At 70.7% G+C, this 26,432-nt stretch carries 34 protein-coding genes and 1 pseudogene; 22 read left to right on the forward strand and 13 right to left on the reverse strand.

Annotated features, from left to right (window positions below; translation table 11 throughout):
* Positions 1–8 precede the first annotated feature (8 nt).
* A complete protein-coding gene (locus tag Aiant_RS40135) occupies positions 9–677 on the reverse strand; it encodes a dienelactone hydrolase family protein (protein WP_189329883.1) in 669 nt (222 codons plus the stop codon).
* A 100-nt stretch (positions 678–777) separates the two neighbouring features.
* On the opposite strand from Aiant_RS40135, the gene Aiant_RS40140 reads away from it, so the two are divergent.
* From Aiant_RS40140 to Aiant_RS40150, 3 genes are read left to right on the forward strand one after another with little or no spacing between them, the layout of a single operon-like run.
* Positions 778–1,476, forward strand: coding sequence for a peptidylprolyl isomerase (locus tag Aiant_RS40140; RefSeq protein WP_229829946.1), 699 nt, complete (start codon positions 778–780; stop codon positions 1,474–1,476).
* Positions 1,477–1,532: 56 nt separating this feature from the next.
* Positions 1,533–2,300: a spermidine synthase gene (locus Aiant_RS40145; RefSeq protein WP_229829947.1), complete on the forward strand. Its 768-nt coding sequence runs from the start codon at positions 1,533–1,535 to the stop codon at positions 2,298–2,300.
* Positions 2,301–2,343: 43 nt separating this feature from the next.
* A complete protein-coding gene (locus Aiant_RS40150; RefSeq protein ID WP_189329885.1) occupies positions 2,344–2,934 on the forward strand; it encodes a dihydrofolate reductase family protein in 591 nt (196 codons plus the stop codon).
* Positions 2,935–2,965: 31 nt separating this feature from the next.
* Here Aiant_RS40150 and Aiant_RS40155 read toward each other — a convergent pair whose 3' ends face one another.
* The gene (locus tag Aiant_RS40155; RefSeq protein ID WP_189329886.1) at positions 2,966–3,835 is read right to left on the reverse strand and encodes an alpha/beta fold hydrolase; all 870 of its coding nucleotides are present in this window, start codon (positions 3,833–3,835) and stop codon (positions 2,966–2,968) included.
* 112 nt (positions 3,836–3,947) lie between these two features.
* On the opposite strand from Aiant_RS40155, the gene Aiant_RS40160 reads away from it, so the two are divergent.
* Complete coding sequence (locus tag Aiant_RS40160; RefSeq protein ID WP_189329887.1) at positions 3,948–4,619, forward strand: class I SAM-dependent methyltransferase; 672 nt, start codon at positions 3,948–3,950, stop codon at positions 4,617–4,619.
* Between the two features lie 14 nt (positions 4,620–4,633).
* Positions 4,634–5,560 carry a phosphotransferase family protein gene (locus Aiant_RS40165; protein WP_189329888.1) on the forward strand — a complete coding sequence of 309 codons (927 nt, stop codon included), beginning with the start codon at positions 4,634–4,636 and terminating at the stop codon, positions 5,558–5,560.
* Positions 5,561–5,736: 176 nt separating this feature from the next.
* Here Aiant_RS40165 and Aiant_RS40170 read toward each other — a convergent pair whose 3' ends face one another.
* The 3 genes from Aiant_RS40170 to Aiant_RS40180 all read right to left on the reverse strand — a co-directional run bounded on the left by Aiant_RS40170 (position 5,737) and on the right by Aiant_RS40180 (position 7,563).
* Positions 5,737–6,312 (reverse strand): SMI1/KNR4 family protein, encoded by a 576-nt coding sequence (locus Aiant_RS40170; RefSeq protein ID WP_189329889.1) that lies wholly within the window; start codon positions 6,310–6,312, stop codon positions 5,737–5,739.
* An 89-nt stretch (positions 6,313–6,401) separates the two neighbouring features.
* Complete coding sequence (locus Aiant_RS40175) at positions 6,402–6,869, reverse strand: hypothetical protein (protein ID WP_189329890.1); 468 nt, start codon at positions 6,867–6,869, stop codon at positions 6,402–6,404.
* A gap of 25 nt (positions 6,870–6,894) precedes the next feature.
* Positions 6,895–7,563, reverse strand: coding sequence for a hypothetical protein (locus Aiant_RS40180; RefSeq protein ID WP_189329891.1), 669 nt, complete (start codon positions 7,561–7,563; stop codon positions 6,895–6,897).
* Between the two features lie 196 nt (positions 7,564–7,759).
* Here Aiant_RS40180 and Aiant_RS40185 point away from each other — a divergent pair, with 196 nt between their 5' ends.
* From Aiant_RS40185 to Aiant_RS40200, 4 genes are all read left to right on the forward strand, one after another.
* Entirely contained in the window at positions 7,760–8,356 is a 597-nt protein-coding gene (locus Aiant_RS40185) for a GNAT family N-acetyltransferase (protein ID WP_189329892.1), read from the forward strand.
* Positions 8,346–8,750, forward strand: a complete 405-nt coding sequence (locus Aiant_RS40190) for a DUF4265 domain-containing protein (RefSeq protein ID WP_189329893.1) — start codon at positions 8,346–8,348, stop codon at positions 8,748–8,750. Before Aiant_RS40185 ends, Aiant_RS40190 begins: the two co-directional genes overlap by 11 nt.
* 118 nt (positions 8,751–8,868) lie before the next feature.
* Positions 8,869–9,264 carry a hypothetical protein gene (locus Aiant_RS40195; RefSeq protein WP_189329894.1) on the forward strand — a complete coding sequence of 132 codons (396 nt, stop codon included), beginning with the start codon at positions 8,869–8,871 and terminating at the stop codon, positions 9,262–9,264.
* 143 nt (positions 9,265–9,407) lie between these two features.
* Positions 9,408–9,626 carry a hypothetical protein gene (locus tag Aiant_RS40200; RefSeq protein ID WP_189329895.1) on the forward strand — a complete coding sequence of 73 codons (219 nt, stop codon included), beginning with the start codon at positions 9,408–9,410 and terminating at the stop codon, positions 9,624–9,626.
* A 25-nt stretch (positions 9,627–9,651) separates the two neighbouring features.
* Here Aiant_RS40200 and Aiant_RS40205 read toward each other — a convergent pair whose 3' ends face one another.
* From Aiant_RS40205 to Aiant_RS40215, 3 genes are all read right to left on the reverse strand, one after another.
* Entirely contained in the window at positions 9,652–10,455 is an 804-nt protein-coding gene (locus Aiant_RS40205; RefSeq protein WP_189329896.1) for a phosphotransferase, read from the reverse strand.
* 67 nt (positions 10,456–10,522) lie between these two features.
* Positions 10,523–11,050 carry a hypothetical protein gene (locus Aiant_RS40210; protein WP_229829948.1) on the reverse strand — a complete coding sequence of 176 codons (528 nt, stop codon included), beginning with the start codon at positions 11,048–11,050 and terminating at the stop codon, positions 10,523–10,525.
* Between the two features lie 29 nt (positions 11,051–11,079).
* Positions 11,080–12,042, reverse strand: coding sequence for a helix-turn-helix transcriptional regulator (locus tag Aiant_RS40215; protein ID WP_189329897.1), 963 nt, complete (start codon positions 12,040–12,042; stop codon positions 11,080–11,082).
* Positions 12,043–12,089: 47 nt separating this feature from the next.
* Between Aiant_RS40215 and Aiant_RS40220 the strand changes: the two are divergent.
* The 6 genes and pseudogenes from Aiant_RS40220 to Aiant_RS40245 form a co-directional block, all read left to right on the forward strand.
* Positions 12,090–12,194: pseudogene (locus Aiant_RS40220) on the forward strand (VOC family protein); the annotation flags it as partial.
* Positions 12,195–12,308: 114 nt separating this feature from the next.
* The gene (gene lspA / locus Aiant_RS40225; protein ID WP_425322732.1) at positions 12,309–12,929 is read left to right on the forward strand and encodes a signal peptidase II; all 621 of its coding nucleotides are present in this window, start codon (positions 12,309–12,311) and stop codon (positions 12,927–12,929) included.
* 151 nt (positions 12,930–13,080) lie between these two features.
* Positions 13,081–13,539, forward strand: coding sequence for a hypothetical protein (locus Aiant_RS40230; RefSeq protein WP_189329899.1), 459 nt, complete (start codon positions 13,081–13,083; stop codon positions 13,537–13,539).
* 144 nt (positions 13,540–13,683) lie between these two features.
* Complete coding sequence (locus Aiant_RS40235; protein ID WP_229829949.1) at positions 13,684–14,661, forward strand: MsnO8 family LLM class oxidoreductase; 978 nt, start codon at positions 13,684–13,686, stop codon at positions 14,659–14,661.
* Positions 14,658–15,425: an alpha/beta fold hydrolase gene (locus Aiant_RS40240; RefSeq protein WP_189329900.1), complete on the forward strand. Its 768-nt coding sequence runs from the start codon at positions 14,658–14,660 to the stop codon at positions 15,423–15,425. The genes Aiant_RS40235 and Aiant_RS40240 overlap by 4 nt, the downstream gene beginning before the upstream one ends.
* A 49-nt stretch (positions 15,426–15,474) precedes the next feature.
* Complete coding sequence (locus Aiant_RS40245) at positions 15,475–15,876, forward strand: hypothetical protein (protein WP_189329901.1); 402 nt, start codon at positions 15,475–15,477, stop codon at positions 15,874–15,876.
* Here the strand turns inward: Aiant_RS40245 and Aiant_RS40250 are convergent.
* Positions 15,861–17,033, reverse strand: coding sequence for a S8 family peptidase (locus Aiant_RS40250; RefSeq protein WP_229829950.1), 1,173 nt, complete (start codon positions 17,031–17,033; stop codon positions 15,861–15,863). The two genes, Aiant_RS40245 and Aiant_RS40250, sit on opposite strands and share 16 nt — an antisense overlap.
* A 118-nt stretch (positions 17,034–17,151) precedes the next feature.
* Entirely contained in the window at positions 17,152–18,294 is a 1,143-nt protein-coding gene (locus Aiant_RS40255) for a glutamate--cysteine ligase (protein ID WP_189329903.1), read from the reverse strand.
* 203 nt (positions 18,295–18,497) lie between these two features.
* Between Aiant_RS40255 and Aiant_RS40260 the strand changes: the two genes are divergently transcribed.
* From Aiant_RS40260 to Aiant_RS40275, 4 genes are all read left to right on the forward strand, one after another.
* Positions 18,498–18,860, forward strand: coding sequence for a peptidase (locus Aiant_RS40260; protein ID WP_189329904.1), 363 nt, complete (start codon positions 18,498–18,500; stop codon positions 18,858–18,860).
* 38 nt (positions 18,861–18,898) lie between these two features.
* Entirely contained in the window at positions 18,899–19,399 is a 501-nt protein-coding gene (locus tag Aiant_RS40265; RefSeq protein WP_189330617.1) for a response regulator transcription factor, read from the forward strand.
* A complete protein-coding gene (locus Aiant_RS40270) occupies positions 19,396–20,808 on the forward strand; it encodes a sensor histidine kinase (protein WP_189329905.1) in 1,413 nt (470 codons plus the stop codon). Before Aiant_RS40265 ends, Aiant_RS40270 begins: the two co-directional genes overlap by 4 nt.
* A gap of 76 nt (positions 20,809–20,884) precedes the next feature.
* Complete coding sequence (locus Aiant_RS40275) at positions 20,885–21,394, forward strand: LytR C-terminal domain-containing protein (protein ID WP_189329906.1); 510 nt, start codon at positions 20,885–20,887, stop codon at positions 21,392–21,394.
* 25 nt (positions 21,395–21,419) lie between these two features.
* On the opposite strand, the gene Aiant_RS40280 is transcribed toward Aiant_RS40275, so the two are convergent.
* Both Aiant_RS40280 and Aiant_RS40285 read right to left on the reverse strand, forming a co-directional pair.
* Positions 21,420–22,079 carry a class I SAM-dependent DNA methyltransferase gene (locus Aiant_RS40280; protein ID WP_189329907.1) on the reverse strand — a complete coding sequence of 220 codons (660 nt, stop codon included), beginning with the start codon at positions 22,077–22,079 and terminating at the stop codon, positions 21,420–21,422.
* Positions 22,030–22,959 (reverse strand): phosphatidylinositol mannoside acyltransferase, encoded by a 930-nt coding sequence (locus Aiant_RS40285; RefSeq protein ID WP_212846713.1) that lies wholly within the window; start codon positions 22,957–22,959, stop codon positions 22,030–22,032. Before Aiant_RS40285 ends, Aiant_RS40280 begins: the two co-directional genes overlap by 50 nt.
* Before the next feature lie 58 nt (positions 22,960–23,017).
* Here Aiant_RS40285 and Aiant_RS40290 point away from each other — a divergent pair, with 58 nt between their 5' ends.
* On the forward strand, positions 23,018–23,557 hold the full coding sequence (locus Aiant_RS40290; RefSeq protein WP_189330618.1) for a GNAT family N-acetyltransferase: 540 nt from the start codon (positions 23,018–23,020) through the stop codon (positions 23,555–23,557).
* A 6-nt stretch (positions 23,558–23,563) separates the two neighbouring features.
* Here the strand turns inward: Aiant_RS40290 and Aiant_RS40295 are convergent, their stop codons facing one another.
* Positions 23,564–24,427 carry a HEAT repeat domain-containing protein gene (locus Aiant_RS40295; RefSeq protein WP_189329909.1) on the reverse strand — a complete coding sequence of 288 codons (864 nt, stop codon included), beginning with the start codon at positions 24,425–24,427 and terminating at the stop codon, positions 23,564–23,566.
* A 189-nt stretch (positions 24,428–24,616) separates the two neighbouring features.
* Here Aiant_RS40295 and Aiant_RS40300 point away from each other — a divergent pair, with 189 nt between their 5' ends.
* Entirely contained in the window at positions 24,617–26,104 is a 1,488-nt protein-coding gene (locus tag Aiant_RS40300) for a sialidase family protein (RefSeq protein ID WP_212846715.1), read from the forward strand.
* Positions 26,105–26,195: 91 nt separating this feature from the next.
* Positions 26,196–26,417: a hypothetical protein gene (locus Aiant_RS40305; protein WP_189329911.1), complete on the forward strand. Its 222-nt coding sequence runs from the start codon at positions 26,196–26,198 to the stop codon at positions 26,415–26,417.
* The last annotated feature ends 15 nt before the right edge of the window (positions 26,418–26,432 follow it).

Genomic DNA, 26,432 nt, shown 5'->3' on the forward strand with positions numbered 1-26,432 from the left:
CGACGCTATCAGCCGAGCAGCCTCGTCTGCTCGGCCGGCAGCGCCGAGTCGATCGCCGGCTCGTGCTCGGGCGGCGGCGCCGTGAGATGCATGCCGAACCAGTCGGCCGCCTGGACGGCGAGCAGTCGCTGCGCCTGCTCGCCGCGGAAACGGCGGTCGGTGCCGGGGATGACGCACAGGTCGGCGGCGGAGTTGACGGCCTGGCGGGCCTGTTCGTTGGCGGTGCGCAGCCGCTGGTCGCGCTCGCCGACGACGAGCAGGACCGGGCACTGCACGCGGGCCAGCGCGCCGCCGGCCAGGTCGGCCCGGCCGCCGCGGGTGACGACGGCCTGCACGTGGCCGGGGCGGGACGCGGCCGCGACGAGGGCGGCGCCGGCGTTGGCCCCCGCGGCCAGCACCCCGGTCGGCAGGTGCGCGGTGACCGGCTGGGTGCGCACCCAGCGCAGGACGCCGATCAGGCGGTCGGCGAGCAGATCGATGTCGAACAGCAGCGTCTCGTCGGCCCGCTCCCCGGCGGTCAGCGGCTCGATCAGCAGGGTCGCCAGGTTGCGGTGCCGGAGGGCGTGCGCGACGGCCCGGTCCAGAGGGCGGTTCTGGGTGAACAGCACCGTCGCCGTGGCGGCCGGCGGGATGGTCAGGTCCCCGTGGAGCAGCGTGCCCGCTGCGTGAATCTGCACGATCGACAGGTACCCGGCCGGGACGATCCGAATCAGTCTCGTCCGATAGATTGGCGTAAGTCGATTTATGGAGGACAGAGTGGTCCAGCTTCATCGATCTTTGGCGGTTGTCGCCGCGGCCGTGGTGGCGCTCGCCGCGGTTGCCGCGCCCGCCTCGGCCCACGACCGGGGTCCGACCACCGGGCCATGTCAGTACACGCCGACGCCCGACGAGCCGGCCGCCCGGCCGGTGCCGTTGCCGCCGGACCCGCGGCGGACGCCGTCGCGGGGGACGGCCACCGTGGTGCTGCACACGAATCTCGGGCAGATTCCGCTGGTGCTCGACCGGGCCGAAGCGCCGTGCACGGTGCAGAGCTTTCTGCACCTGACCCGGCACCGGTTCTATGACAAGACCATCTGCCACCGGCTGACCGCCTATCCGACGCTGAAGGTGTTGCAGTGCGGTGACCCGAGCGGAACCGGTGAGGGCGGTCCGGGATATCGGTATCGCGACGAACTGCCGACGGATCTGCCGCCGGCGCCGACCGATCCGACCGGGGTGCGGCGGCTTTATGCGCGGGGCGTGCTGGCGATGGCCAATGCGGGTCCGGACACCAACGGCAGTCAGTTCTTCCTGGTGTACGGGGATTCCGCGCTGCGGCCGAACTACACGATTTTCGGGCAGGTGACGCCGCGTGGCCTGACGACGCTCGACCGGGTCGCGGCCGGCGGGATCGCGCCCACCGCGGAGGATCCGGCTCCCGTCGACGGGGCGCCGGCTCTGCGTACCGAGATCTGCCGGGCTCGCATCCGTCACTGAAACGGACGATCAACGAGCAGATGCTGGTTCCAGGCGGTCCGGCGGGACTAGGGTCGGTGGTCACCGTCCTTGGGAGGATCGCCTTGCGGCCGCATTTCGCCGAACTCGGCTGGGCTTCGACCCGCATCGGCGAGATCAGTTTGCGCCGGCGCCTGGAACCGACGACCCAAACCGAGGTGTACGAGGTCAAGCTCGACGACGAGTACCTCATGTCGAGCCTGTTCACCGTCGCCGAGGAGGAGTTGGCACGGCTCGCTCTGGCAGTTCTGCCGGACGGGCCGTGTGATGTGGTGGTCGGGGGTCTGGGGCTCGGGTACACCGCGCATGCGGTCCTCGCGGACCCGCGCGTCCGGTCGCTGACCGTGGTGGAGGCGCTGGAGCCGGTGATCGACTGGCATCGGGGCGATCTGATTCCCGGGGGCCGGGCGCTGACCGCGGATTCGCGGGCCACGATGCTGCACGGCGACTTCTTTGCGCTGGTGCGCGACGGGGCGGGTTTTGACCCGGCGGATCCGGGGCGGTGTTTCGACGCGATTCTGGTCGACATCGACCATTCTCCGGTCAACGTTCTCGATGCGAGCCATGCCGACCTTTACACACCCGCGGGGCTGGAACGGCTTGCCGGTCGGCTCCGGCCGGGTGGAGTGTTCGGATTGTGGTCGGACGACGCGCCGGAGGAAGAGTTCCTGGCGGTGCTTCGACAATGCTTCGGTACGGTCGCCGCGCACGTGGTCAGCTTCGCCAATCCGCTGACCGGGGGCCGGTCGGCGAATACCGTCTACGTCGCTGTCGGATCGCGGAGCCGGTGTTCGTTGCAGCAGTGAGGCCACCCAGCGGGGGAGGCCGATCGAGCTGGAGGACCGCGACATGAGGCTGACGACCATCACACAGATCACCGTCGACGGCGTTGTGCAGGGCAACGGTGGCGCGTCGGAGCAGGACCGCGAGGAGGGGTTCGAGCGGGGCGGCTGGGCGCTGGGCAAGGGGGACGCCGGCACCGTCGCGTTCATCAACCAGGCCTACCAGCGGGCCGACGCGTTCCTGTTCGGGCGGCGGACCCATGAACTGTTCGCCGGCTCGTGGGGGAGCCTGCCGGTCGAGAGCTTTCCGGGCTGGGAACCGACCTGGCAGGCGTTGAACGACCGGCCGAAGTATGTCGCGTCGTCGGCGCTGGTCGATCCGGGGTGGGCGGACAGCGCCGTGCGGTCCGGCGAACTCGCGGATCTCAAGAACCGGCCGGGTGGTGAGTTGCAGGTCCACGGCAGCGGCACCCTGGTGCGGTGGCTGCTGGCCAACGGGCTGGTCGACGAGTTGACCCTGATCGTCGTCCCGGTGATCCTCGGGCAGGGCCGGCGATTGTTCCCGGAGGCGGGGCCGGAACTGGCGCTGGACCTGGTCGAGTCCCGGGCCGACACCAAGGGGGTGGTGATCCAGGTCTTCCGGCCGGCTGCTCGGTAGCATCCGGTGCGTCCCGGCGCGCTCATGGCTGTCAGCGGCTCGTGGACAGGAACGCGAGCAACTCCTCGGCGACCGCGTCGGGTGCCTGCTCGGCCTGGTGATGGCCGGACTCGATGACGCGGTGCCGCAGCGGCAGGTCCAGCCAGGGCGCCCAGATCGCGGCCGGACCCCCGTGGATGTCCAGATCGTCGTCGGCCGACTCCAGCACCATGGTCGGGCAGCGGACCCGGCGACCCGCGGCCCGGTCCGCCGCGTCATGGTCCCGGTCGATGCCGAGACCGGCCCGATAGTCCTCGCACATGCCGTGCACGACGTCCGGGTTGCGCAGCGCCGCCCACACGTCGGCGTGATTGCCCTCGCCCATCGCCGCCGGCTCCGGAGTGCGGTACCACGCCTGCGGGTCGGCGCAGATCACCCGCTCGGCGGGCTTGTCGGTCTGCCCGAGGAACCACCAGTGCCACCAGGCACGGGCGAACGCGGCGTCGGTGCGTTCCAGGTGTTCGATCACCGGCAGGCCGTCCATGACGACCAGGTGGGTCACCGTGTCCGGATGGTCCATCGCGGTGCGGAAGGCGACCAGCGCGCCACGGTCGTGACCGACAACCGCGAAACGGTCATGGCCGAGAGCGGCCATCACCCGGACCACGTCCTGCGCCATCGCGCGCTTGCTGGACTGGGCGTGGCCGGGCTCGTCCGGGGGCAGCGTCGAGGCGCCGTAGCCGCGCAGGTCGGGTACGACCACCGTGTGCTGTGCGGCGAGTCGCGGGGCGACCGCGTGCCAGGTCGTGTGGGTGCGCGGGTGACCGTGCAGCAGGACGACCGGCGGGCCGGAACCCCCGTGCCGCAGCCGGATCGTGACGGGTCCGGCGTCGAGGTGCTCCAGGTCAAAACCTTCGAACATCGGTCTCCTTGCCAGGCTTCAGATCACCGGCTCGGATCACTACCCACGTCGTGGCGGCGTCAATCCGGCGGCGGGTGGACGGCCGCGGCGTGGGCGGGCACGGTGGGGAGCTATGACGGACGACGCGTTGGAGGGCCTGCTGGCCGAGCAGGTCGCCTACTACCGCACCCGTGCCGATGAGTACGACGCGACGTACCCACTCGACGTTCGTGCTGATTCACAGGGCCGGGAGCAGCTCCTGGCGCTGCTGGAGGCGCAGGCGCCGTTCGGAACGGTGCTGGAGCTGGCGTGCGGGACCGGGCAGTGGACGGTGGAACTCGCTCGCCTGGCCGCGACGGTGACCGCGGTCGACGCGGCGCCCGAGGCGCTGGCGATCTGCCGACGGCGGGCCGGTTCGGCGGAGGTACGCCTGGTCGAAGCGGACCTGTTCACGTGGCGGCCGCGGGAGCGGTATGACCTGGTGTTCTTCTCGGCGTGGTTGTCGCACGTGCCACCGCAGCGCTTCGCGGCATTCTGGACGCTGGTCGCGGACTGCCTGGCGCCCGGCGGCCGGGTGTTCGTGATCGACGAGCTGCCGGCGGTGGGTGCGGTGGAGCGTCCGGCTCCCGGGCAGCCCGCGCCGGCCGTGCAACGGGAGGTCGGTGGCGGGGCGGTGTTTCGCGCGGTCAAGGTTCTCTACGCGCCTGACGAGCTGCGGGAGCGCCTCGGCGAGCTGGGCTGGGAGGCGGAGGTCACGACGGTCGGCTGGCGATACTTCGCCGCTTCGGTACGCCGGCGCCGGTGACGTAGGGTGCGTGGGTGGATCTGTCACCTCTCGGCGTGCCGGTCGGTCCGATGGCGCGGGTCCACGGCGGGTTCGCCAACCGGATGTATCGGCTCGACACCGACCAGGGGTCGTTCGCGGTCAAGGAGTTGAACCTGCTCGATCGGCGCGAGGTCTACCGGGCCGAAGACGTGTTCCGGTTCGAGAAGGCGGCGTTCGCGGCGGGCGTTCCGATGCCGGAGCCGATGGCGGTCAGTCGCGACACCCTCGTGCATCGGTGGGTCGAGGGCGAGAGGGTGCCGGAGGAGCCGGTGCCGGCAGCGTACGCGTTCGAGATCGGTGAGATTCTCGCGCGCCTGCACGCGCTCGACGTGGCGTGGAGCCACACGTCGACCGAGGAACCGGTGTCCCGGGACTGGCCCGAGCTTGCCGCGCGGGCGACGGATACCGGGCAGCCGTGGGCCGGCGAACTCGCGTCTCAGGTCGACACGTTCCTGGCGATCGCCCGGTTCGTCGACACCTGTGAGCGGCCGGGTCCGGTCGTGTTGACCCATCGGGACATCCAGCCGTGGAACCTGCTGGCTCGGGAGGGGCGGCCGGTGGTGCTCGACTGGGAGCTGTCGGGGATGCTCGACCTGTCGGCGGAGCTCGGTTCGACGGCGCTGAGCCTGGCGAAAGGGCCGGGCTTCGACGACATTCGGCCGGCCGTCTTCCGTTCGGTCCTCGACGGTTATGTCGCCGGGGGCGGGAAGCTGCCGCCGTGGGGCCCGAGCTGGTTCGTGTTCCTGATCGGCGGCTGGCTGGGGTTCACGAGGTGGAACATCGTGCGCTGCCTCGGTGGGGTGCAGGGGAGTACCGGTCCTGAGCTTGCGTTGTCACACGAGTCGGTGCGTAACGGGGTGCGCGGCCTGCCCGAGCTGTTCGGGCGGCTGGCGGAGCTCGAGGATCTGCTCCTGCGCTGAGCGAGCCGGCCGGGCCGACGCCCTGCCGCACCGCGACGCCCGCGAGTTTCGCCGCCGTCTCACCGAACTGGACGAGCTGTGGTGCAGCGGGAGGTTGCCGGAAGCCGCTCGAGCGCGCCGATTGACCAGTGGTCCAACCGGCCCGGCTGCCCGGTGAAAGCGCGGGCGGACGACTTCTAGGCGTACGAGACGAATGACAGCGGCAGCGAAGTACTCGGGAAGTCCTCGGGGAAGGCACTGCACTGGTACTCCGATGCGAACACCGCTACGAGGAACTCGACCAAGCCGCCGTTGAAGGCCGGCCAGTCCTCCCAATCCCGGGCCGCGTTGACGACGATGGTCCAGTCGTCTGGCCCAGACCTTGGCGTGCGAACCCAATAGATCGACTCGCCGTTGTCGGTCCCGGCGATCTCCAGCAGGTCCTCGGGCCGATGGGGCAGTTGCTCGTCGTGAGCTTGATAGGCGGCCAGGCGCTCGGCGCCACTGGCTAGTTGACGTTCGAGGTCAATGGTGTCGCGGGGACCGTCCGGGGTGTAGACGACCAGGTAATCGTCGAACTTTCCAGCGCCATATGTCTCCACCAGCGCTCGATAGTCGCGGGGGAGTCGCAGCCCCAGTCGTGTCTCGACACCAGCCCAGTCGGGACGGACGGGTTTGTGGGCCGGAGGTGGAACAAGCGAACCGAGCCGCGCGAGCCCTTTCTGCCATGACACGCGGCGATCATAGATCTCGTCGTGCAGCGAGACGATCATGAGCCTGTACGGCGTTCTCGGTCATGATCCCGTCAACAGGAATTCGAGCCTGCTGGGCCGTTTCCCGCGCCTGTCGCTTACGGCGCCGCCTACCGGTCCTCCGGTTTGACGTACGCGCGGGCGAGCGGTTCCGGCTCGGCGGGTTCGGTGTCGCGCAAGCCCATCGCGTAGGCGAAGGAGCGCAGCTCGTATCGGCGGGTGTCGTGTGGCTCGGCTGCGGCGAGCGCGTCGAGGGTTTCGATCAACCGGTGGCGCCGGTCGTCGGGCAGCTCCTGCAGGAAGGCTGCTGAGCTCTCCAGGAGGTTGCCGACGCCCCACTCGTCGAGGTCCTCGTCGGAGGACGTGTGCATCCACCACACGACGTCGACCAGCAGGCCGGCGGCGGTCCTCAGAGCGGTGTCGTCCGCGCTGGCGAGCACCCGGTCGACGCTCTGCCGCATGGACGCCACGACGCTGCTTTTCACCTGGTCCTCCGGCCAGTCGCCCAGCAAGGTGAGCAGGTCGTCCACGTGCTGGTCCAGCAGGCGGGCGAGGGCGGCGTCGTCGTCGGTGGGCACGACGGTGATCGTAGGCGCGGGGCGGTCAGCCGCAACGGGTGGCGTTGACCGTGCAGGTGGTGGGGCGGTCTCCGGTGCCGGTGCGGGCGAACTGGAAGCGCAGCAGGACGCTGGAGCGGGCGTTGACAGGGACGCCGGAGTGCCAGACATAGCTGTCGCCGGAGCGGGTCAGGGTGGCCTGCGGGGCGGATTCGACCCAGGAGGTGCGCAGGTCGCCGACGTTGTCCGGGAAGCGCAGGCTGACCACCCAGTCCCGGGGCACGTCGGTGACGTTGCTGATGGCCACCTCACCGATGAACTCCGCGTCGTAGGTGCCGACGATGCCGTAGCGGCCGGTCACCGTCGGGGCCGGTGGTCGCGTGGTGGCCGGCCGGTGGGTCGGCGGCGGGCTGGACGGGGACCAGCTGACCGGCTTCCGGGAGTAGGGCGGGCGGGTGGTGGGGGACGGCGGAACGGCGTACGAAAAGCTGGTTTTGATCGGCGATGGCTCGACCACAGCGGTCTGCGGCGGTGGGGGTAGTGGTGGGACCGGGTCGAGTGCGATGTCGTCGGGGCGCTTGCCGGGGTACAGCCGGACCATGGTCACCAGCAGCATGAACAGCAGGGCGCCGACCGCTATGACGGTGGGTGCCCAGGGCAGGAGGTCCCGTATGCCGTCGCGGAAGCCGCCCTGCTGGAACTTGGAACCCGCCATCTGAAGGAAGCGCCGCCCCACTGCGAAGTGTCGATGTCCGTGTGAACGAGCACACAGTAGGGGGCGCTCCTCGGCAAGGTCAACAGCCAGCCGCAGTCCTGGTCACCGCCGGCGCACTACTCGTTCACCGCCTATGACATTTGATGGGCCGGAAAACTCCGGTGCGCCGGCCGGTCACCGAAACTAAGGTCGCGCCATGGAGATCCGTGATGTGACGCCGGCCGACGAGCCGGCCGCCGAGGCGGTCGTCGCCGCGGCATTCGGCGAGCCGGCGGACGGCCGCGTCGTGCAGATGATGCGAGCCCTGCAAGCCGGCGGAGCGGCTCGGGCCGGCCTGGTGGCGGTGGTCGACGGCGAACTGGCCGGGCACGTCGGCCTCTCCCGCGGCTGGGTGGACGCTCGCCGCGAGCTGGTCGACGTACTGGTGCTCTCCCCGCTGTCGGTACGCCCCGACCTCCAGGGCCAGGGCGTCGGCACCGCGTTGGTCGCGGCGGCGCTGGCGGCGGCCGAAGATCGTGGCGCGCCGGCCGTCTTCCTCGAGGGCAGCCCGGGCTACTACGGCCGCCGCGGGTTCAGTTCCGGCTCCGCCCTCGGGTTCGACCGGCCCTCGACGCGCATCCCGGACCCGGGGTTCCAGGTGGCGCTTCTTTCGTCGCACCAGCCGTGGATGGTCGGCCGGTTGATCTATCCCGAGGCGTTCTGGGCCACCGACACGGTCGGTCTGCGTGACCCTGACCTGGAGCAGGTGGAAGCTCAGATCGCCACGGCATCAGCCTCCCGGGGTGGTTCCTGATCAGCCGCCGCCGGAACTGGGCGACGGTCGGTTCCGCGTGTGCTGCATCCCTTTCTGCGCCCTCGGCCTGGCCTTGAACGACATCGTCACCCTCGACGCCGCCGGCCGCCGTGTGGCCGCGATCCACGAACGGTCCGGTCACCGGGTTCTGCGGACACTCCTTCGCCCGGCGGCGGAGCCGGAGTTGGCCGTCGTTCGCGACGGGCTCAGCGCGTTGGCGCAGGAAATCGGTGCTGCTCATGAGCACCACGGCGATCGGTTCATGGCATTCGACGTCGAGCCCGGCGCTCCGTCCACCGCCCTGGAACAAGCGCTCCAGGCCGGCGCGGAAGCGGGGCAACTGGAGTGGGATTGGGGTGACGCGACCCCGTTCCAGGTATCGGACGTCGAATAAAAGGCCATAGTCAGGCCTGCGGGAATTTGCGCAGGAGCGATTACGGTACGCCAGAAGCGTCCACATCGGAGCGTTTCGGCTCGCCCCGCTTGGGTGGGCGCGCCCGTAGGATCGTGGGGTGCCACGCCGTCGCGCCTCGCGGATCCTGCTCGTTGGAGGTGACCGGTTTCTGTGGTCTGTCGGGCACCTGCACGAGCGTGTCGACACCCCGGGCGTCCCGCCGGTCTACCGCGATTGCCGGGAGATCGTCAGGGTCCGCCGCCACAAGGCACGCGGGCTGCTCGAAGTGGTCTTCCGGGCGGGCGACGGTCGCATCATTCCCGACGGCGTCCTGGAGAGCGGTGCGGTCATGTGGGGCGACGGCCGGGCGTTGAACCTGCACGAGCCAGGCACCGCGCGGGCCTTGCTGGACGAGGCGCTGGCGAACGGATGGCGGCCCGACGATCCCAGCCCCGTCGAGCTCGACGGCTGGACCCTGTTCGACCCCGTCTTCGCTCGTCGCTGCCGGCCCTGAAACCCGAAGCCCGCTCGCGGATCGCTACGTGATTCGCCGGCCCAGGTCGCGGCTTTCGCCGACATATGTCTCCCGGACAGCGTAGTGCTGACGCCGTGTCGGTCGGCTCGGTTCAGCGGTAGTTTGGTCGGGGAGGGAGCACAATGGCTGGACATTGGCAGGACCTCAGCCAGGGGCAGCGCCGGATGATCGTCGGGCTCGCGGTGGCCGAGACGGCCTTCAAGGCCGTCATGTTGATCGACCTCAAGCGTCGGCAGGCGAGTGAGGTGCGTGGGCCCAAGTGGCTGTGGGCCTCGACCGCCCTGGTGAACTCGGCCGGCCTGTTACCCGCCGCCTATTTCCTGTTCGGCCGCGTCAAGTGAGCAATAGTCGATAGGCGTCGGCGGATCACAGACCGATGGCCTCCATCGCGAGGCCGTATTGCCGAGCTTCGGTGCGCACGTTGACCCCGGTGTCTCCGGACAGGACGCGTTCGTTGGTGGTGGCCATCCGGAACAGCAGCGCGCGCGCCACCGCCGCCGGCGACACGTTCAGGGTTCGCCACAGGGACGGTGGTGCGTCGTGCCAGCACAGGGCGTCGGCCACCACGACGCCTTCGGCATAGGCGGGTGGGCGCCAATAGGGGGAGACGTCGATGACGGCCGGCGGGAGGCCGGGAGCGACCAGGACGTTCCCCGTCAGGTCGCCGTGCACGATTTGCGGGTGGCCGAGCGGCTCGAGTACCTCTTGCAGCCGGTCGGCCAGGGCGGCGAACTCCGGGAGGAATCGGGTGGTTCGTTCTCGCCAGGCCGCTCTGTCCGCCTGCGCCCACCAGTCCTGTCGCAGGTCGAGGAAAACCGGCCGGTCAACCTGGGCGAGCGCCCGGTGAAAGGCCCGGCCGGCGGCGAGGATCTGCTGCCACGTCGACACCGTTGAATAGTCCGGTTCGGCGCCCTGGACCCATCGGGTGGCCGACCACCCGTGCACGATCCACGCGCCGTCGAGAGCGGGAACCGGTGATGCGAGCCGGAAACCGTCACCCGTCACGTCGGCGAGTGCGCGGGCCAGCCATTCCTGAAGGGGACCGGCGTCCGGCTTGAGGACCAGGTCGCCCGCGATCCACGAGGTGCCTTGCCCGCCGGTGAGCGGTAGGGCCTCCCCATTGACGCCGAAGGCGCGCAGCACGGCGGATGGCGGGCGGACAGGCGGCATCGGTGCACGGTAGCGGCCGACGACAGATCGAACGACACATTTTCGGTACGCGAAGACGGCGCCGCGCTCATCGCGTACCCAAAGGGGGGTTTGATCGGGAATTGAGGTCACGGGCCAGGTGGGAGCGGCGGAAACCGGATGTGAAAAGGCGTCGCAGGTCGGCTCGGTTGTCGTGCATGAGCTGGACGTGGAAATAGTTGACGTATTCGAGGGCGGCGAAGACGGCGAACGCCAATCCTGGCCATGATGAGGCGCCGGGGAGTCGGGCGACGGAAACGGCGCAGACGATCAGGGCGGCGGCTGTGGCGATCGGCAGCAGGATGCGGGCGGCTGCGAAGTAGCGGCGGGCGGGTAGCCGCGGCTGCTTGCGGCGCAATTGACGTAGTTTCATCGACCAGTAGGCGGCGCCTGTCGCCAGCAGCGCGGCGAATGCGCTGAAGCCGATGAGGTTCACCGTCGTCAGGGGGAGGTCGATCACTCGGAACCAGATCCAGGGCTGGAGGGGGATATTGACGAGTTCCCCGATGGTCAGCGAGCGGAGCCGACGTCCGACTTTGCTGCGAAATGGTTTTGCGGTGGCATGGATCGTCGACACGGCGACCACAGTGGCACATGGCGGCGAGCTCAGGGCAGAGCACGCTCATTCTGCTCGAACAGGTCTCGGGTACGGCGCAGAATTGCTTCCCGCACGCGGTCGGGTGACAGGACCCGGAGGGTGGTGCCCAGGCCGAGGAGGTAGGTGGCCAGCCTGTCGGCGTCGTTGCCGCCGATCTCGACGATGGTGGCGTCGGGGCCGTCCGGGCGGTGGGTGCCGATCGTCGGCGGGACCAGGCGCAGCGCCTGGTCCAGGGGGTGCGGCAGCCGGATCGTCACATAGACCGGGTACACGACGCCCGTGATGCCTTGGGAGACGAGCAGGGCCGGGTCGGGTGGGTCGACGATGTCGACGATGTGCCCGGTCGGCTCCACGCGTACGACTCGGTCGGCCCGGAACGTCCGCCATTGGTCGCGGGCCACGTCCCGGGCGACGAAGTACCAGCGGCGGCCGGTGCGCACCAGGCGGTACGGGTCGACGTCCCGGACCGTGTCGTTCCCCGCCTGGTCGCGATACGACAGACGGGTGCACTCGCCACGGCGGCACGCGAGGGCCAGTTCCAGCAGCACACCGGGTGAGATCTGGCCTCCTCCGGGCCGGGGAGCGTGAACGAAGGTGGCGTCCATGTCGGCCAGCCGGCCCGCGATGGGGGACGGCAGGACCTGTCGCAGTTTCAACAGCGCCGACAGCGCGGCCTGGTCGCTGCCCAGCACGCCGCTGAGCGCGGCCTCGCGCAGTGCGACGGCCACCGCGAGCGCCTCCTCGTCGTCGAGGATCAGCGGCGGCACCCGGGTGCCGCCGCTGAGGCGGTAGCCGCCCCACGGCCCCGGGTCGGACTCGATGCCATAGCCGAGTTCCCGCAGCCGGGCGATGTCTCGCCGGACCGTGCGGTCGGTGATCGCCATCCGCTCGGCCAGCTCGCGGCTGGTCCACGTCGATCGCGTGGACAGCAGCGACACCAGTTGCAGCAGGCGGGCGGAGGCGCTGATCACATCCCGAAGTGTCCCCGATGATCAGGACCGGAGCTGTCCTGGCCCACCTCGAACTGGGCGCCGTGGAGCCCTTGGTTCAACCACACCCCGAACAGCGGCGAGTCCTGCTCGACCCGGCAGGTCACCCGTTCTGCATCTCCACGCAGGGTTGAGCGTCGTCGACCGGGCCGGTCCACAACCGCAGTCCGCCGATCCTTCCGGCCCTCCGCGGCCGTCCGACTGAGCCTCCTGCTGACCGTGGAATCACCCTGTGGTATCCATGGCCCCTGCGGCTCGCGTTCGCCGTGCCGCCTGTGAGTAAAGGACTGTCGATGTCGAATACCGGTCGGCCCGGCGCAGGCTCGGCTCTGCGGGATGGCGGACCGGCGGCAACCGGTGTCTCGGCCGCAGCCGTCACCATGCTCGGCGTCGTGGCGGCATTGGCGGTCACGCTGGATCAGGTCGTCAAGGAGCTGTCGACCGCCAGGTTGACCGAGAACGAGCCGGTCCGTGCCCTCGGCGGCTTGGTCTATCTGTGCCTGTGGCGCAACAGCGGTGCGGCGTGGAGTGTCGGAAGCCGGCACACCTGGGTGTTTACCGTGGTGGCCGTTGCGGTCGCCGGCTGGATCGGCTGGATTGCGGCGCGCCTTCGCTCGAAGCCGTGGGCAGTCGCGCTCGGTCTGGTGCTCGGCGGGGCACTGGGCAATCTCGGCGACCGGCTGTTCCGCGATCCGGGCGTGCTGCGGGGGCACGTGGTCGACATGATCAGCCTCTTCGGGCCGGACGCTCAGTATTTCCCGGTCTTCAACGTCGCCGACATGTGCCTTACGGTCGGTGTAGTGCTAGCGGTCGTGTTCGAGCTGACAGGACGGGCCCGCGACGGCTCACGCAGGCAGTCGACCAGCTGACATCCGGCGCGTGTCCGGCCAGACGTAATCGTGGGTGATCTGCGTGCTTTGGCCGTGCACTACCGCGCGGCCGCGGCTCAGGGCCTCGATGTGATCTTATGCCTTGATTAAGGCGGGCACCGATGCCGCCGGCGCGGGAGAGAATCGGCCCATGATGATCCGTGCGGTCGAGGAGCGCCTGGTGTCGATGCTCGGCGAGGCTGGGGTGAGTCCGGGTGCGATGACCGCGGCCGCGGTGCGGACGGTCGTCGACGTGTTTCAGCGCTTCGCCGCGCTGCCGGTCGATGACGTGGAACGACCGGAGGAGGAGGGCGACGGTGTCCTGGCCGAGTTCGGCACCGTTGACTTCCGGGGGCGCCGGGAGTTCGCCACCGTGCTCACCCGGCAATTGATCGAGCCGGGCGACGACGCGTCGATCTGGCAGCTGAGCTGCACGCTCTACTGGCCTTCGAGCGTGGAGACCGAGGAACTCGGTGCGGGGCATCTGTGGTCCTTCGGCCGGACGCTCGACGACTTCTTCGCCCAGGCTGCCGGACTGGCCGGCTGGGCGTGGGCGCTGAAGAACCCGTCGGCGCCGCGAGACCTCGTGATCGCGCTCGAGGAAGTCTGAGCGCGGCGGAGCCGGTGCGTTCCCCGGTGTGGCCGTTTGTGACCGGTCTGACGATCGGGAACAAGGGGCCGGCGGGTGGGTGCTGACACCGTTGTGATCAACGGTGGAGTTCGGCTTTCGCTGCTGGACCGGTCCCGTACCCGGGTGGGTGAGCCGGAGTCGGCGGCGCTGCTGGGCACTGTCGGCCGGGCGGCCGATGCGGAGCGGTTCGGATATCACCGGTTCTGGGTGGCCGAGCACCATGGGGTTCCAGGGATCGCGGGGGCTGCCCCGGCTGTGCTGCTGGCCGCGGTCGCCGGCGCCACCACGAGCATCCGGGTCGGCTCGGCCGGGGTGATGGTGCCGCATCATCAGCCGCTGGTCGTCGCCGAGCAGTTCGCCACGCTGTCGGCGTTCGCGCCGGGCCGGGTCGATCTGGGGCTGGGGCGCTCGCCCGGGTTCACGGCGCCGGTTCGCCGGGCGCTGCGGCAGACCGAACGCGACTTCAGCGCCGACCTGGCCGAGCTGCGGGACTTTCTCACCGGTACGGCGGAGATCACCCTGCATCCGCGGCCGGACCACATGATTCCGATGTACGTGCTGGCCACCGGGACCGGGCTGACCGTCGCGGCGGAGCTGGGACTGCCGGTGATCGTCGGTGGCCCGCTGCTCAGGGCCGGCGGCGAGCAGGCGCTGGCCGAGTATCGGCGTGCCTTCCGGCCGTCCGCGCAGCAGCCGCAGCCGTGGGTGGCGATCAGCCTCGACGTGCTGGTCGCCGACACCGACGGCGAGGCCGCCGAGCTGTTGTTGCCGGAGGCGTGGGCGATGGCCCAGAGCCGTACCACCGGGACGTTCTCACCTCTGGAGCCGGTCGCCGCGGTTCGGGCCGCCAGCCGGACCGCGCGCCAGCAGGACCATCTCGAGCGGACCGCGGCGGCGGCGGTCACCGGCACGCCGGCCCGGGTGGAGCGGCAGTTGGCCGAGCTGTTCGACCGGACCGGGGCGGCGGAGTTGGTCGCCTCGGGCAGCACGTTCCACCGGGACGCGTTGCGTGCCTCGGACGCCGCGCTGGCCGCGCTGTTCGGCGGTGGACGACCGTCCGTCATGATCGGTGCGAGCCGCGCCGCCGACTGTCAGGAGTGATTCCCATCCAGCACGTCACCGTCACCCCGTCCGGAGCGTCCGTCGCTGTCCTCGATCTCGGCGCCGGTGGCCCGGTCCGGGTGTATGTCGGCGGGCTCGGGTCCGCCACCACGGTCGCCTTCGCCACGGTGGCCGGGCATCCCTCGGTGGCCGGTGCGGGCCGGCACGTGCTCGTCGACCTGATCGGCAGCGGGTGGAGCGATCACGACGACACGTTCGGTCACACGATCGACGAGCATGCCGCCACCGTGGCGGCGGCGATCGACTCGCTCGGGCTGCGGGAGGTGATCCTGATCGGGCACTCGCTGGGCGGGTCGGTGGCGATCAGCCTGGCCGCTCAGCGCCCCGACCTGGTGGGTCGGTTGATCGTGGCGGAGCCGAACCTGGATCCGGGGGTGGGTACGTTCTCCGCGGTGGTCGCCGGCTACGACGAGGACGCGTTCGCGACGAGTGGGCACCGTCGGATGGTCGAGCACCTGCTGCGCCAGGAGGCGGCTGTCGACCGGCAGTTCGGGCGTACCGTCAATCGTTGGTCGTCGCGCGGTCTGCACCGGACCGCGGTCTCTTTGCTGGCCGAGCGGCCGGCGACGTTCCGGGAGCAGCTCGGCGCCTTCGCCGGTCCGCGTCGTTATGTCAGTGGCGCGCTGTCGGGGGAGGATCTCGCGCCGCTGCGGGACGCGGGGTGTGAGGTGGTCGTGGTGCCTGCCGCCGGACACGTGCTGATGTGGGACAACCTGGACGGGTTTGTGGCCGCGCTCCTCTGACGCATGCCGGCGATGGACTTGTCCGGCCCGTCGGCCGATCATGAACCCCATGGCGGCGAAGGTCATCACGCTCTGTGGCTCGACCAGGTTCGAGGCGGAGTTCGCGCAGGTCAACCAGCGGCTCACGATGGAAGGTTGCGTCGTGATCAGCCTCGGGATGTTCCGGCTCCCCGATCTGCCGGGCTACGACTGGGCGGTCGACAGTGCGGATCTGAAGGGGCGGCTCGGAAGCGTGCACTTTCAGAAGATTCGCATGGCTGACGAGGTGTTCATCGTGGATCCGGGTGGCTATCTGGGTGAGTCGACCCGGCGAGAGATCGCCTATGCGGAGTCGCTCGGCAAGCCGGTTCGGTATCTGAGCCGGGAGCGCTGGGACGAGTGCCATGGAGGCGGGAAGGCCGCCCCGGTGGGGCGGCCTTCTGCTGGGGCGTGGGGTCAGGAGCCGGTGTAGAGCAGGCGGTTCGGAGAGCCGGTGCCGCGGCTGGTGACCACGCCGGTGGTGGCGGCGTTGACGATCGCGGCGTTGACGGTGGTGACCGAGGCTCCCGGGTGGGCGGCGAGGTAGAGGGCGACCGCTCCGGCCACGTGCGGGGCGGAGAACGAGGTGCCGCTGCCGGTGTAGGTGGCGGTGTTGCTGGTACGCCAGTCGGAGGTGATGGAGACGCCGGGGGCGAACAGGTCCAGCACCGAGCCGTAGTTCGACCAGGAGGCCTTGGCGTCGGCGCGGTCGGTCGCGCCGACGGTGAGCGCCTCGGTGACCCGGGCCGGTGAGCTGGTGCCGGCGTTGACGCCCGAGTTGCCGGCCGCGATGGTGTACGGGATCCCGGCGCTGATCGAGCGTCGCACCGCCGCGTCGAGGGTGCTGCTGGTGCCGCCGCCGAGGCTGAGGTTGGCGACCGAGCGGCCGGGCGTGGCGTTGGCGGTGACCCAGTCGATGCCGGCGATCACCCCGGCGGTGGTGCCGGAGCCGTTGTTGTCCAGGACGCGCACGCCGACGATGTTCGCGTTCTTGGCGACACCGTACGTGGCGCCGGCCGCGACCCCGGCGACGAAGGTGCCGTGCCCGTTGCCGTCCTGCGCGACGGTGTCACCGTCGACGGCGTCGTAGCCGTACGAAGCCCGGCCGCCGAAGTCCTGATGGCCGACGGTGATGCCGGTGTCGACGACGTACACCGTCACGCCACTGCTCGGGCCGTACGCATAGGTCCCGCTGAGCGGCAGGGCCCGCTGGTCGATGCGGTCCAGGCCCCACGGCGCGCCGGTCTGGGTGTCGGCGATCCGGACCGTCTGGTCCGCCTCGACGGAGGCGACCGCCGGGTCGGCGGCGAGCCGGGCCGCCTGCGCGGCGCTGAGCTTGGCGGTCCAGCCCTCGACGGCGTGGCCGAAGACCCGCGAGACGGTCCCGCCGTACCGTTTGGTGATGGTGTCGGCGCGGGACCGGTCGGCCTCGCCGCTCTTGAGCACGACGACGTAGGAGCCGCCGATCGCGGTGGCGCTGTCGGCGTAGAGCACTGTTCCGGTGGCGGGGGCGGCGAAGGCCGGTGTCGTGACGGACAGCGCGAGGGCGGTGCCGGCGAGGATCGCGGCACTGCGGGTGGCGGGGCGCATGGTTTCCTCCATCGTCTCGGCGCCCCGGTCGGGCGCCTGGCGAAGACGTTAGGAGCAAACTTTTGATAGACGATCAACGATTTATAAGGGGCTTGGCAACGACCTTTGTCGATGATTGTCACGGTTGCGAAGAGTGCAGGCCCTCGCGTAGTTCGCGAACCAGGGCGGCGACCACGGCCTTGAGGCTGCCGTCGTTGGCCGCGGCGACCTGCAACTGCCGCTGGTAGCTGGCGCCGCGGTCGACGATGTCACGCACCGCGTTCAGCTCCGTGGGGCAACCGAGCGCCTCGGCGACCGGCTCCAGAGTGGGCAGCAGCTGATCGAGATCCTTGGTGACCAGGCGTTCGTCGCCGGCGGGGTTCTGGATGATGATCGCGTCCAGGCCGTAGCGGGCGGCCCGCCATTTGTTCTCCCGGGTGAACCAGGGTTGCAGCCGGGGCACGGTGCGGCCCGCGTCCAGCTCGCGGGAGAAGTGCTCGACCAGGCACTGGGTCAGCGCGGCGAGCGCGGCGATCTCGTCCACGGTCGAGATGCCGTCGAAGGTGCGCACCTCGATCGTGCCCCACCTGGGGGAGGGCCGGATGTCCCAGCGCAGCTCGTTGAGCTCCTCGATCACGCCGGTGTGCTTGAGGTCGGCGACCATCGCCTCGAACTGTTTCCACCGGGCGAACTGCGGTGGCAGCCCGGCCGTGGGCAACTGCTGGAACATCAGCGCCCGGTTGGAGGCGTACCCGGTGGTCTCGCCCGCCCAGAACGGGCTCGACGCGCTGAGCGCCTGGAAGTGCGGCAGATAGGTGAGCAGCCCGTCGATGATCGGGAAGACCTTGTTGCGGTTCTCGACCGCGACGTGCACGTGCACGCCCCAGATCATCATCTGCCGGCCCCACCAGCGGGTGCGGTCGATCAGCGTGTCGTAACGTGGCTTGCCCGGCGTGACCTGTTGCTGGAACCACTGGCTGAACGGATGCGTGCCGGCCGAGAGCAGGTCGATGCCGCGCGGCTCGGCGACGGCGCCGGCGCGTTCGACCAGGCGGGAGAGGTCCTCGACGGCGTCGCGGACCCGGCGGTGCGGGGCGCTGACCACCTCGATGGTGTTGGTCAGCAGTTCGGTCGTGACGTGCGGGAAGCCGTCGGTGGCGCCGATCCGGGCGATCAGCTCCGGAGCCGCGGGAGCCAGCTCGCCGCTGCGCCGGTCGACGCAGGCGATCTCCCACTCGATCCCTAGGCGTGATCTCTGCGATGACGAGAAGTCGATCTTCATGATGGGGCTCTCCAAGCTTGGGGAGCGGACCGTCTCGTCATGTTATATCGATGAATGTGGCGAGCCGTGCCAGTTCTTGGCCGAACCTTGGCCGCAGCCTTACCGCTTGCTGGCCGTCTCCTGGGACGGGACTGCCTAGCGTTCTCGACGTCCCCCGGAAACGGACGCCGACTCGGTCGGCGGTAACGGAAGAGGCCCCTGCCGTGAAGCTGAAGCTGATCATCCCCGCTGCCCTGCTCGTTGTCGCCGGCCTGTCGGCCTGCTCGACCTCACCCGAGGCGGCCACGACGCCGGCCGCCAACCAGCAGGCGACCGCGGCGGACGACGACAACGACGGCGCCGGCGAGACGAAGGAGGAGCCGCTGACCGGTGAGCTGAAGGAGAAGGCCGAGGCGGCGGCGCTGGCCGAGTTCCCGGGCACGGTGAAGAAGAGCGAGCACGACGCGGAGAGGCCGGGCCTGTACGCGGTGGAGATCGAGAAGAAGTCCGGTGGTGAGGTCGAGGTGTATCTGGACACCGAGTTCAAGGTGGTGGGCACCAAGGACGAGGACGGCGACAAGGACTGATCGGGGCTGAACTGCTCGGGTGGCCGGCTCCGGTGATCATGCTGACCGCCCGGGACGCCGAGAGTGACCGGGTGGTGGGTCTGGAACTGGGCGCCGACGACTATCTGGCGAAGCCGTTCAGCATGCGGGAGCTGATCGCCCGCATCCGGGCGGTGCTGCGGCGCGCGCACGCGGAGCCCGTTCCTGTCGTCGCGGCCGCGACGCCGGTGGCCGCCGGGCCGCTGCCGGCCGGGGTGCAGGAGCTCGGCCCGCTGACGCTGGACCGGCGGACCCGGCAGGTGCGGGTCGCCGGGACGCCGGTGGCGTTCGCGCCGAAGGAGTTCGACCTGCTGGCGCTGCTGGCCGAGGATCCCGGCGCGGTGTACTCGCGGCAGCAGATCCTGGACACGGTGTGGGACCCGCACTACTTCGGGCCGACCAAGACCCTGGACGTGCACGTGGCGGCGGTGCGCCGCAAGCTCGGCGACCCGGAGGCGATCGAGACGATCCGCCGGGTCGGGTTCCGGCTCACCTGGACCGGCGAGCAGGTGACGGCATGACCCGCCGCCTGCTGCTCAGCTATCTGTCGCTGGTCCTGCTGGTGCTGCTGGCGCTGGAGATCCCGCTCGGGATCCTCTACACCCGCGGCACCGCCGAACGCTTCCTCGCCGCCATGGAACGCGACGCGGTCGTGCTCGCCGAACGCTCCGAGGAGGCGATCGAGGAGGGCGAACGGGACCGCGTTCCCGGCCTGCTCAGCGAGTACACCCGCGGCATGGGCGGGCGGGTCGTGGTGGTCGACGACGACGGCCTGCTGGTCGCCGACAGCGCGCCCGGCCGGTCGAGCCCCGCCGACCCGCCGGCGCTCACGGCGGCGTTGCGCGAGCAGCGCTCGGCCGGGTTCCACGCGGCGACCGGCGAGTGGGTGGTCACCCTTCCCGCGGCGTCCGGCACCACGATCCGCGGCGCCGTGCAGGTGAGCTTCCCCGCCTCGGCCGGCACCGAGCAGGCACGTCACGTGTGGTGGGTGCTCAGCGGCGCGGGGCTCGCCGTGCTGCTGATCGCGGCCGCGGTCGCGGCCGGGCTGGCCCGGTGGATGACCCGGCCGCTGCGCGATCTGGAACAGGCGACCGCGCAGCTCGCCGACGGGGCGGTCCCCAACGCGAAGCGCCTCGATCAGGGGCCGCCGGAGGTGCGCCGGCTGGCCGCGACCTTCGCCGTCACCGCGGACCGGTTGCAGCGGCTGATCGCGGGGCAGCGGGCGTTCGCCGCCGACGCCTCACATCAGCTGAAGACGCCGTTGACCGCCTTGCGGCTACGCCTGGAGAACCTGGAGCCGGCGGTGGACCCGGCGGCCCTGGGCAGTCTCGAGGAGGCGGTCGCCGAGACGGACCGCCTGGCCCGGATGGTGCAGGGCCTGCTCGCCCTGGCCCGCCTCGACGACGCGGCCGTCGCGCCGGTCGCCGTCGACGCGGACGCGGTGATCGCCGACCGCGCGGCGGGCTGGGCGGCGTTCGCCCACGAGCAGCACGTGACCCTGGTCGTCGCCGGGCCGCCGGCGGGGAAGGTGCTGGCGGTGCCGGGGGCGCTGGAACAGATCCTGGACAACCTGCTCGCGAACGCGCTGCGGGTCGCCCCGATCGGCAGCAGGCTGACCATCGCCACCCGAGTGACCAGCCCCGGTGCGACGACGATCCACGTGATCGACGAAGGGCCCGGAATGGCTGCCGAGGACCGCAAGCGCGCCTTCGACCGGTTCTGGCGCTCTCCGCAGGCCGGTGACGACGGGTCCGGGCTCGGCCTGGCCATCGTCGAACGCCTGGTGCGGGCCGGCGGCGGGCAGATCCGGCTCGACCGGGCCCCGGGCGGTGGCATCGACGCCGTCATCCGGCTGCGCCCGGCCGACCGGCTCCGGGTGACGGCCACCTCCCGGCGTCCGCGTACCCAGGTGCTGCAACACCTCAACTGAGGCCGGTGAGACCAGGCGTCGATGTTCTGGCGACCCGGAGGTTCAATACGTACGGTCGGTGGGCACCAAGAGCCGCATGACGGACACGCGTATGCGGGCCTACCGCATTGTCAGCGCCCTGGCCGGGGCCATGGTTGTCACCGCGGCGGTCGCGGTCGTGCACGACACGAAGCAGGCCGCGACGGCCGATGAAGGGTGCGACGTCAAGGTGAACGTGGCGCTTCCGCAGCGTCCGGCGCAGGTCAAGCTGCGGGTGTCCAACGGGACCCGGACCGCGGGACTGGCCGAGCGGGTCAGCGCGGACTTCGAGAACCGGGGCTTCGTGACGCAGTCGCCGGCCAAGAGCAAGAGCAAGGTGGACCAGGTCGCGGTGATCGAGTACGGGCCGAAGTCGGTCGGGGCCGCGCAGTGGATCCGGGCGTTCTTCCTGGGCGAGGCCGACGCCCGGTTCAGTGCGGCGCGGACCACCGACGTGGTCGACGTGGAGATCGGCACGCGGTATCGGCAGCTGGCCACGCAGACCGAGGTCAACCAGTCGCTGGCGCAGCTGGGGGAGCCGGTCCCGCCGCCGGGCACCTGCGCGTAGTCCGGGTGATCGTGCTGCCGGCCGCTCACGCCGGCCCGGATGACCGGCGCGCGATGATGACCGCGCCGGGGAGGCTTTCGTCGAGGTCGAAGACCAGCTGCGCGTCGACCGTGAAGCCGGCGGCGCGCAACCACGTGGCGACCTGGTGGGGCCGGCGGCGATGCACGTAGACCTTCATCGGATGGCCGCCGTAGCCCTGCGTCTTCAACCGGGACTGATCGCCGGCGTGGAAGCCGATCAGGACCGTCCCGCCGGGGCGCAACACCCGCCGGAAGTGGCCGAGGACCGCCGGGATCGCCTCGTCCGGGATGTGGATCAGCGACCAGAACGCGAGCAGGGCGGCGAGTGACGCGTCCGCGAGGTGCAGGTCCGTCATCGAGCCGACCTCGAAGCGCAGGCCCGGGTGGTCCCGCCGGGCGATGTCCACCATGGCAGGCGACAGATCCACGCCGAAGGCGTCCACCCCGAGCTCGTGGAGGTGGGCGGTGACGTGTCCGGGGCCGCAGCCCACATCGGCAACCGGGCCGCCGCCGGCCGCGTGGACCAGGTCGGCGAAGAGCGTCAGAGCGGCGCGCAGGTAGGGCTGGCCGGCCAGCGAATCGCGGACGAGGTCGGCGTAGCTGCCGGCGACCGTGTCATACGACGTCCGGGTGTCGGCCAGCCAACCGTCCAGGCCTTCGAGCATCGTCAGTCTCCTCACGGGGCCGTCGGTCCGGCGGCCAGACGGGTTGCAGCAGATGCCAGTCCTGCGGATGCCGGCGGATGGCGTCGGTGAACACGTCGGCCAGCGCCTGCGTCATGGCGCTCGCCTGCGCCCGCCGGCTCGTAACGGCCGGCGGGACGATCTCCTCGTGAAAGTGCACGCGTAGCTCCCGGCCGCTGTACCAGAGGCTGGTCGGGATCAGGGCCGCGCCGGTGGACAGCGCGAGCCGGGCCGGTCCGGCCGGCATGGTGGTGGCCCGGCCGTGCAGCCGCACCGGCAACCCGGATCCGGTGAGGTCCCGGTCGGCGAGCAGGCAGACCGTGCCGCCCTCGGCCAGCCGCCGGGTGAGGGCGGGCACCGTGCGGCGCGGCTCGTCGACCGGTAGCACCTCGATGCCGACGGCGGCCCGGGCCGCTACGAACCGCTGGTACAGCGCCTCCGGGCGGAGCCGCTCACCGACCGTGGTGAGCGGGCGGCCGAGCTCGGCGACCGCGGCGCCCGCGAGATCCCAGTTTCCGCTGTGCGGCAGCGCGAGGATCGCGCCGCGGCCGGAGCCGGGGGCCGGCAGCCGGTCCAGCCCCTCGAAGCTCACCGGCGGGCGGGTACGCGACAGCTGGAAGAACTCGCGCCAGTACCGCAGGTAGGAGTGCACGCCGAGGCGCGCCAGCCGGGTGACCTCGGCGCTGTCCGGGGCGGCGCCGGTGACCTGGGCGAGGTTGGCGCGCAGTTGCCGTACGCCAGAAGGTTGTCGTCGCCAGACGGCCTCGGCGATGAGGTAGAACAGTGCCCGTGCCGGGCGGACCGGGAGGCGGCTGACCGCTGCCCAGCCGATCCGGTACAGCCCCATGCCGTCCCCGCTCATGTGCTCCCCTCGTGTCGAGAATGGAATCATGTCATCGTTCGGGGAGAGGATTGCCACCATGGCTCGGCTCGGCGCTCCGATTGTGTCGGTTCACGCTTCTTTCCTCGCGGCCATGGCCGAGTTCCGCGCCGAGGGGCGCGGAGCGGCCGCCGATCGGACCGAGATCGGGCGCGAGATCCGTACGTTCGGCGCGTCCTGGACCACGCCCGAGGGGTTCGACGCGTACGTGCGGTGGCTCGTCGACCAGGCGCGCGAGGACGCTCCACGGCCGGAGGGATACGTCCCGGTGACGAACCTGTGGCTGACCGACGAGACCGAATACCTCGGGCGTATCGCGATCCGGCACCGGTTGACCGATCAGCTGCGTGAGGCGGGTGGGCACATCGGTTACGAGGTCAGACCGTCGGCCCGGCGCCGGGGACATGCCACCAGGATGCTGCGGGAGGCGCTGGCGGTCGCGCGTGGCCTCGGCATCGATTCGGCGCTGTTGACCTGCGAAATCGACAACGAGGTGTCGCGCCGGGTCATCGAGCGCAACGGCGGCGTGCTGGAGGACCGGCGCGGGAACAAGTGGCGGTATTGGGTGCCGACCGCTTGATGGGGATCAGCTCCAGACGCGGCTCTCCCGGTCTGCCCACCACGCGGCGAGTTCGGCGGCGAGGCGTGCGGTGGGCAAGCCGGCTGCTTCCGGGCCTAGCCTGCGGCGCAGTTCCTCGTCCAGCCACTGCGCGTCGGCGGTCTCGCCGGCGCAGGCGAGGTTGACCAGGACCGGTCCGATCAGGTGGTCGTGGGTCCCCGGCGGGAGAGCATCGCCGAGCCGGTTCCGTACCTCGCGGATCGCCTCGTGGTGGGCGGCGGCCATCGCGCTGATCTGCGTGTCGGGGTCGTCGACGAGCTGCTCCGTCAGCCGGGTGACCGCCTCGACGTCCAGGCCCGGGATCTCCCGGGTGGCCGCGTACAGGGCGTAGTAGCGGGTCTCGGGGTCCTCGTCGTGGCAGAGCCGGAGCAGCGCCTCGGCAGCTTCCGGCTGCACCCGATCGGGGTCGACCAGGCCGGGCAGGTTTGCCGCCACGTGGAAGCGCACCCGGTCGTCCGGGTGCGCGGCGAGTGCCACGACCTGCGGCAACGACTCCCGGTCGCGGTGGTAACCGAGCGCGGAGACGATCCAGTACGTCACTGACGGGTCGGTCTCGTCACGGAGGCGGGACCGCAACAGCGCGACGGTCGGTTCGCGGAAGGGCCGGCGTCCGTCGGGCTGCTCGTCGCCGAGTTCCCGCAGGATCCGTACGCCCAGCTCGCGGTGCTCGGGATCGCCGTCGGTGGCGAGTGCGGCGGCGCGGTCGAACAGCTGCCGGGTCGGGCGCCGGTGCAGGGCGGCCAGGGACGGCAACGCCATGACGCCGTCGTCGTCCTGGATCTCCCGCAGTGCCAGCCGCAGCAGCAGCTCGAGGGGTGGTTGTCCGGTCACCCGCCCAAGTCTGGCAGTGATCACCCCGGTGGCGTGACCGGTCGGCTCGGTTGATCGGAGGAGCCGGGTCCGGGCGGACCGATGATGGGCCGGCGCACCTTCCCGGAGTAGCTCTTAATCGAGGCTCGTAAATAGGGAGGTGTCATCATGCGTAACTGGGGAAGGTTCGCTACGGTTTCGTCCATTGTGGTGCTGGGTCTCACGTCCGGCACCGTGGCCTGGGCCGGAACCCGGGATCCGGTACAGGTCTCGCACGGGAGCCCGTTCGCTGCCTGCGCGGTGGGCGCCGCGCCGGGCTCGGTGCTCTATCCCGGCGCGGAGGTCGAGCCGTCGGTGACCGCCCATCGGTCCCGGCCGGGCGAGGTGGTCGGCGTCTGGCAGCAGGACCGGTGGAGTGACGGCGGGGCGCACGGCCTCGTCTCCGCCTACTCCCGCAACGGCGGTAAGACGTTCACCGAGGTGCCGTGGCCGGTCTCGCGCTGCGCCCCGGGCGGCCTGAACTACGAGCGGGCCTCCGATCCGTGGGTGAGCGCCGGACCGGGCGGTGTGGTTTACGGCAGCGCGCTCGCCTTCGACGCCAACTCGCCGCGCAACAGCGTTGTCGCGCTCACCTCATACGACGGAGGCCGGACGTGGCGCAACGTGACCGAGGTGATCGTCGACACCGAGCTGAGCAGGTTCAACGACAAGAACTCGGTGACGGCCGACCCGGCCCGGCCGGGCTCGGCGTACCAGGTGTGGGACCGGCTGGAGCTGTCGGCCGACGGCACGCAGCTGTTCGCCGGGCCGTCGCTGCTGTCGATCACCCGGGACTTCGGGCGCACGTGGAGCCGGCCGCGGGTGATCGTGGAGACGGCGCAGTTCCAGCAAACCATCGGCAACGTGATCGTGGCTGATCCGCGCAGCGGTGCGCTGTACAACTTCTACGACAGCATTCAGTTCACCGACGCCACCGCGACCGCGATCCAATTCATTCGGTACGAGATGGTGCGCTCGACCGACGGCGGGCGTACCTGGAGCCGGCCGGTCGTGGTCGCCGACGACACCGGCGTGCAGGACATCGACCCGAACACGGGCGCCGTGCTGCGGACCGGCGTCGGCATCCCGTTCCCGGCCATCGACCCGCGCACCGGTGAGCTGTACCTGGCGTACGAGGGATCCGATTTCACCGGCGGCGCGTACAACCAGATCCAGCTGGTTCGCAGCACCGACCGCGGCCGGACGTGGAGCGCGCCGACGCGGGTGAACGGCGACCCGGCGGTGCAGGCGTTCACTCCGAGCATCGCGGTGGCTGACAACGGCGACGTGGGCGTCACCTACTACGACCTGCGCACGCTGCGTCCCGGCAATGTCACGACGCTGCCGACCAGCACCTGGTTCACCGTCTCCCCGCGCGGCGGGCGCCACTTCGACCGGGAACGGCAGATCGCGCCGGTCTTCGACATGCTGCAGGCGCCGCAGGCCAACGGCTACTTCCTCGGCGACTATCAGGGGCTGGCCACGGTCGGCGACCAGTTCCGCGCGCTGTTCGTCACCGCGAACAGTGGTCGGCCGGACAACCGTACCGATGTCTTCTACACCGAGTCCGGGTCGGTCAGTGCCCGTACGCCGGCGGCTGCCGCGACCGAGCGGGCGTTCACCGCGCCGGCCCGCCGGCTCAGTCCGACAAGGAGGTGACGAGTGGGGTGTACCGCAGGGCCTGTTTCCGCGATCCACGACCAGGGGATAGGAGAAAGGTCAGCACATCGATATCGGGAGGAGTTCCGCGATGGCCAACGATGAGCACGAGGTGAACCGGAGTACCCGCAGTGGGCGGTTCGTCAAAGACAGCACCGCGCAGCGCGACCCCGAGCACACGGTCACCGAGCATGTCGGCGGCGAGCACGGCGACCAGGACAGTGAGGTCAACCGCAGCGCCCGCACCGGCCGGTTCGTCACCGAGACGACAGCAGACCTGCACTCCTCCACCACGGAGACGCAACACCTCTGACCGACCCGATGTGGA

Origin of the sequence: Actinoplanes ianthinogenes (assembly GCF_018324205.1) — a bacterium.
GTDB lineage: Bacteria > Actinomycetota > Actinomycetes > Mycobacteriales > Micromonosporaceae > Actinoplanes > Actinoplanes ianthinogenes.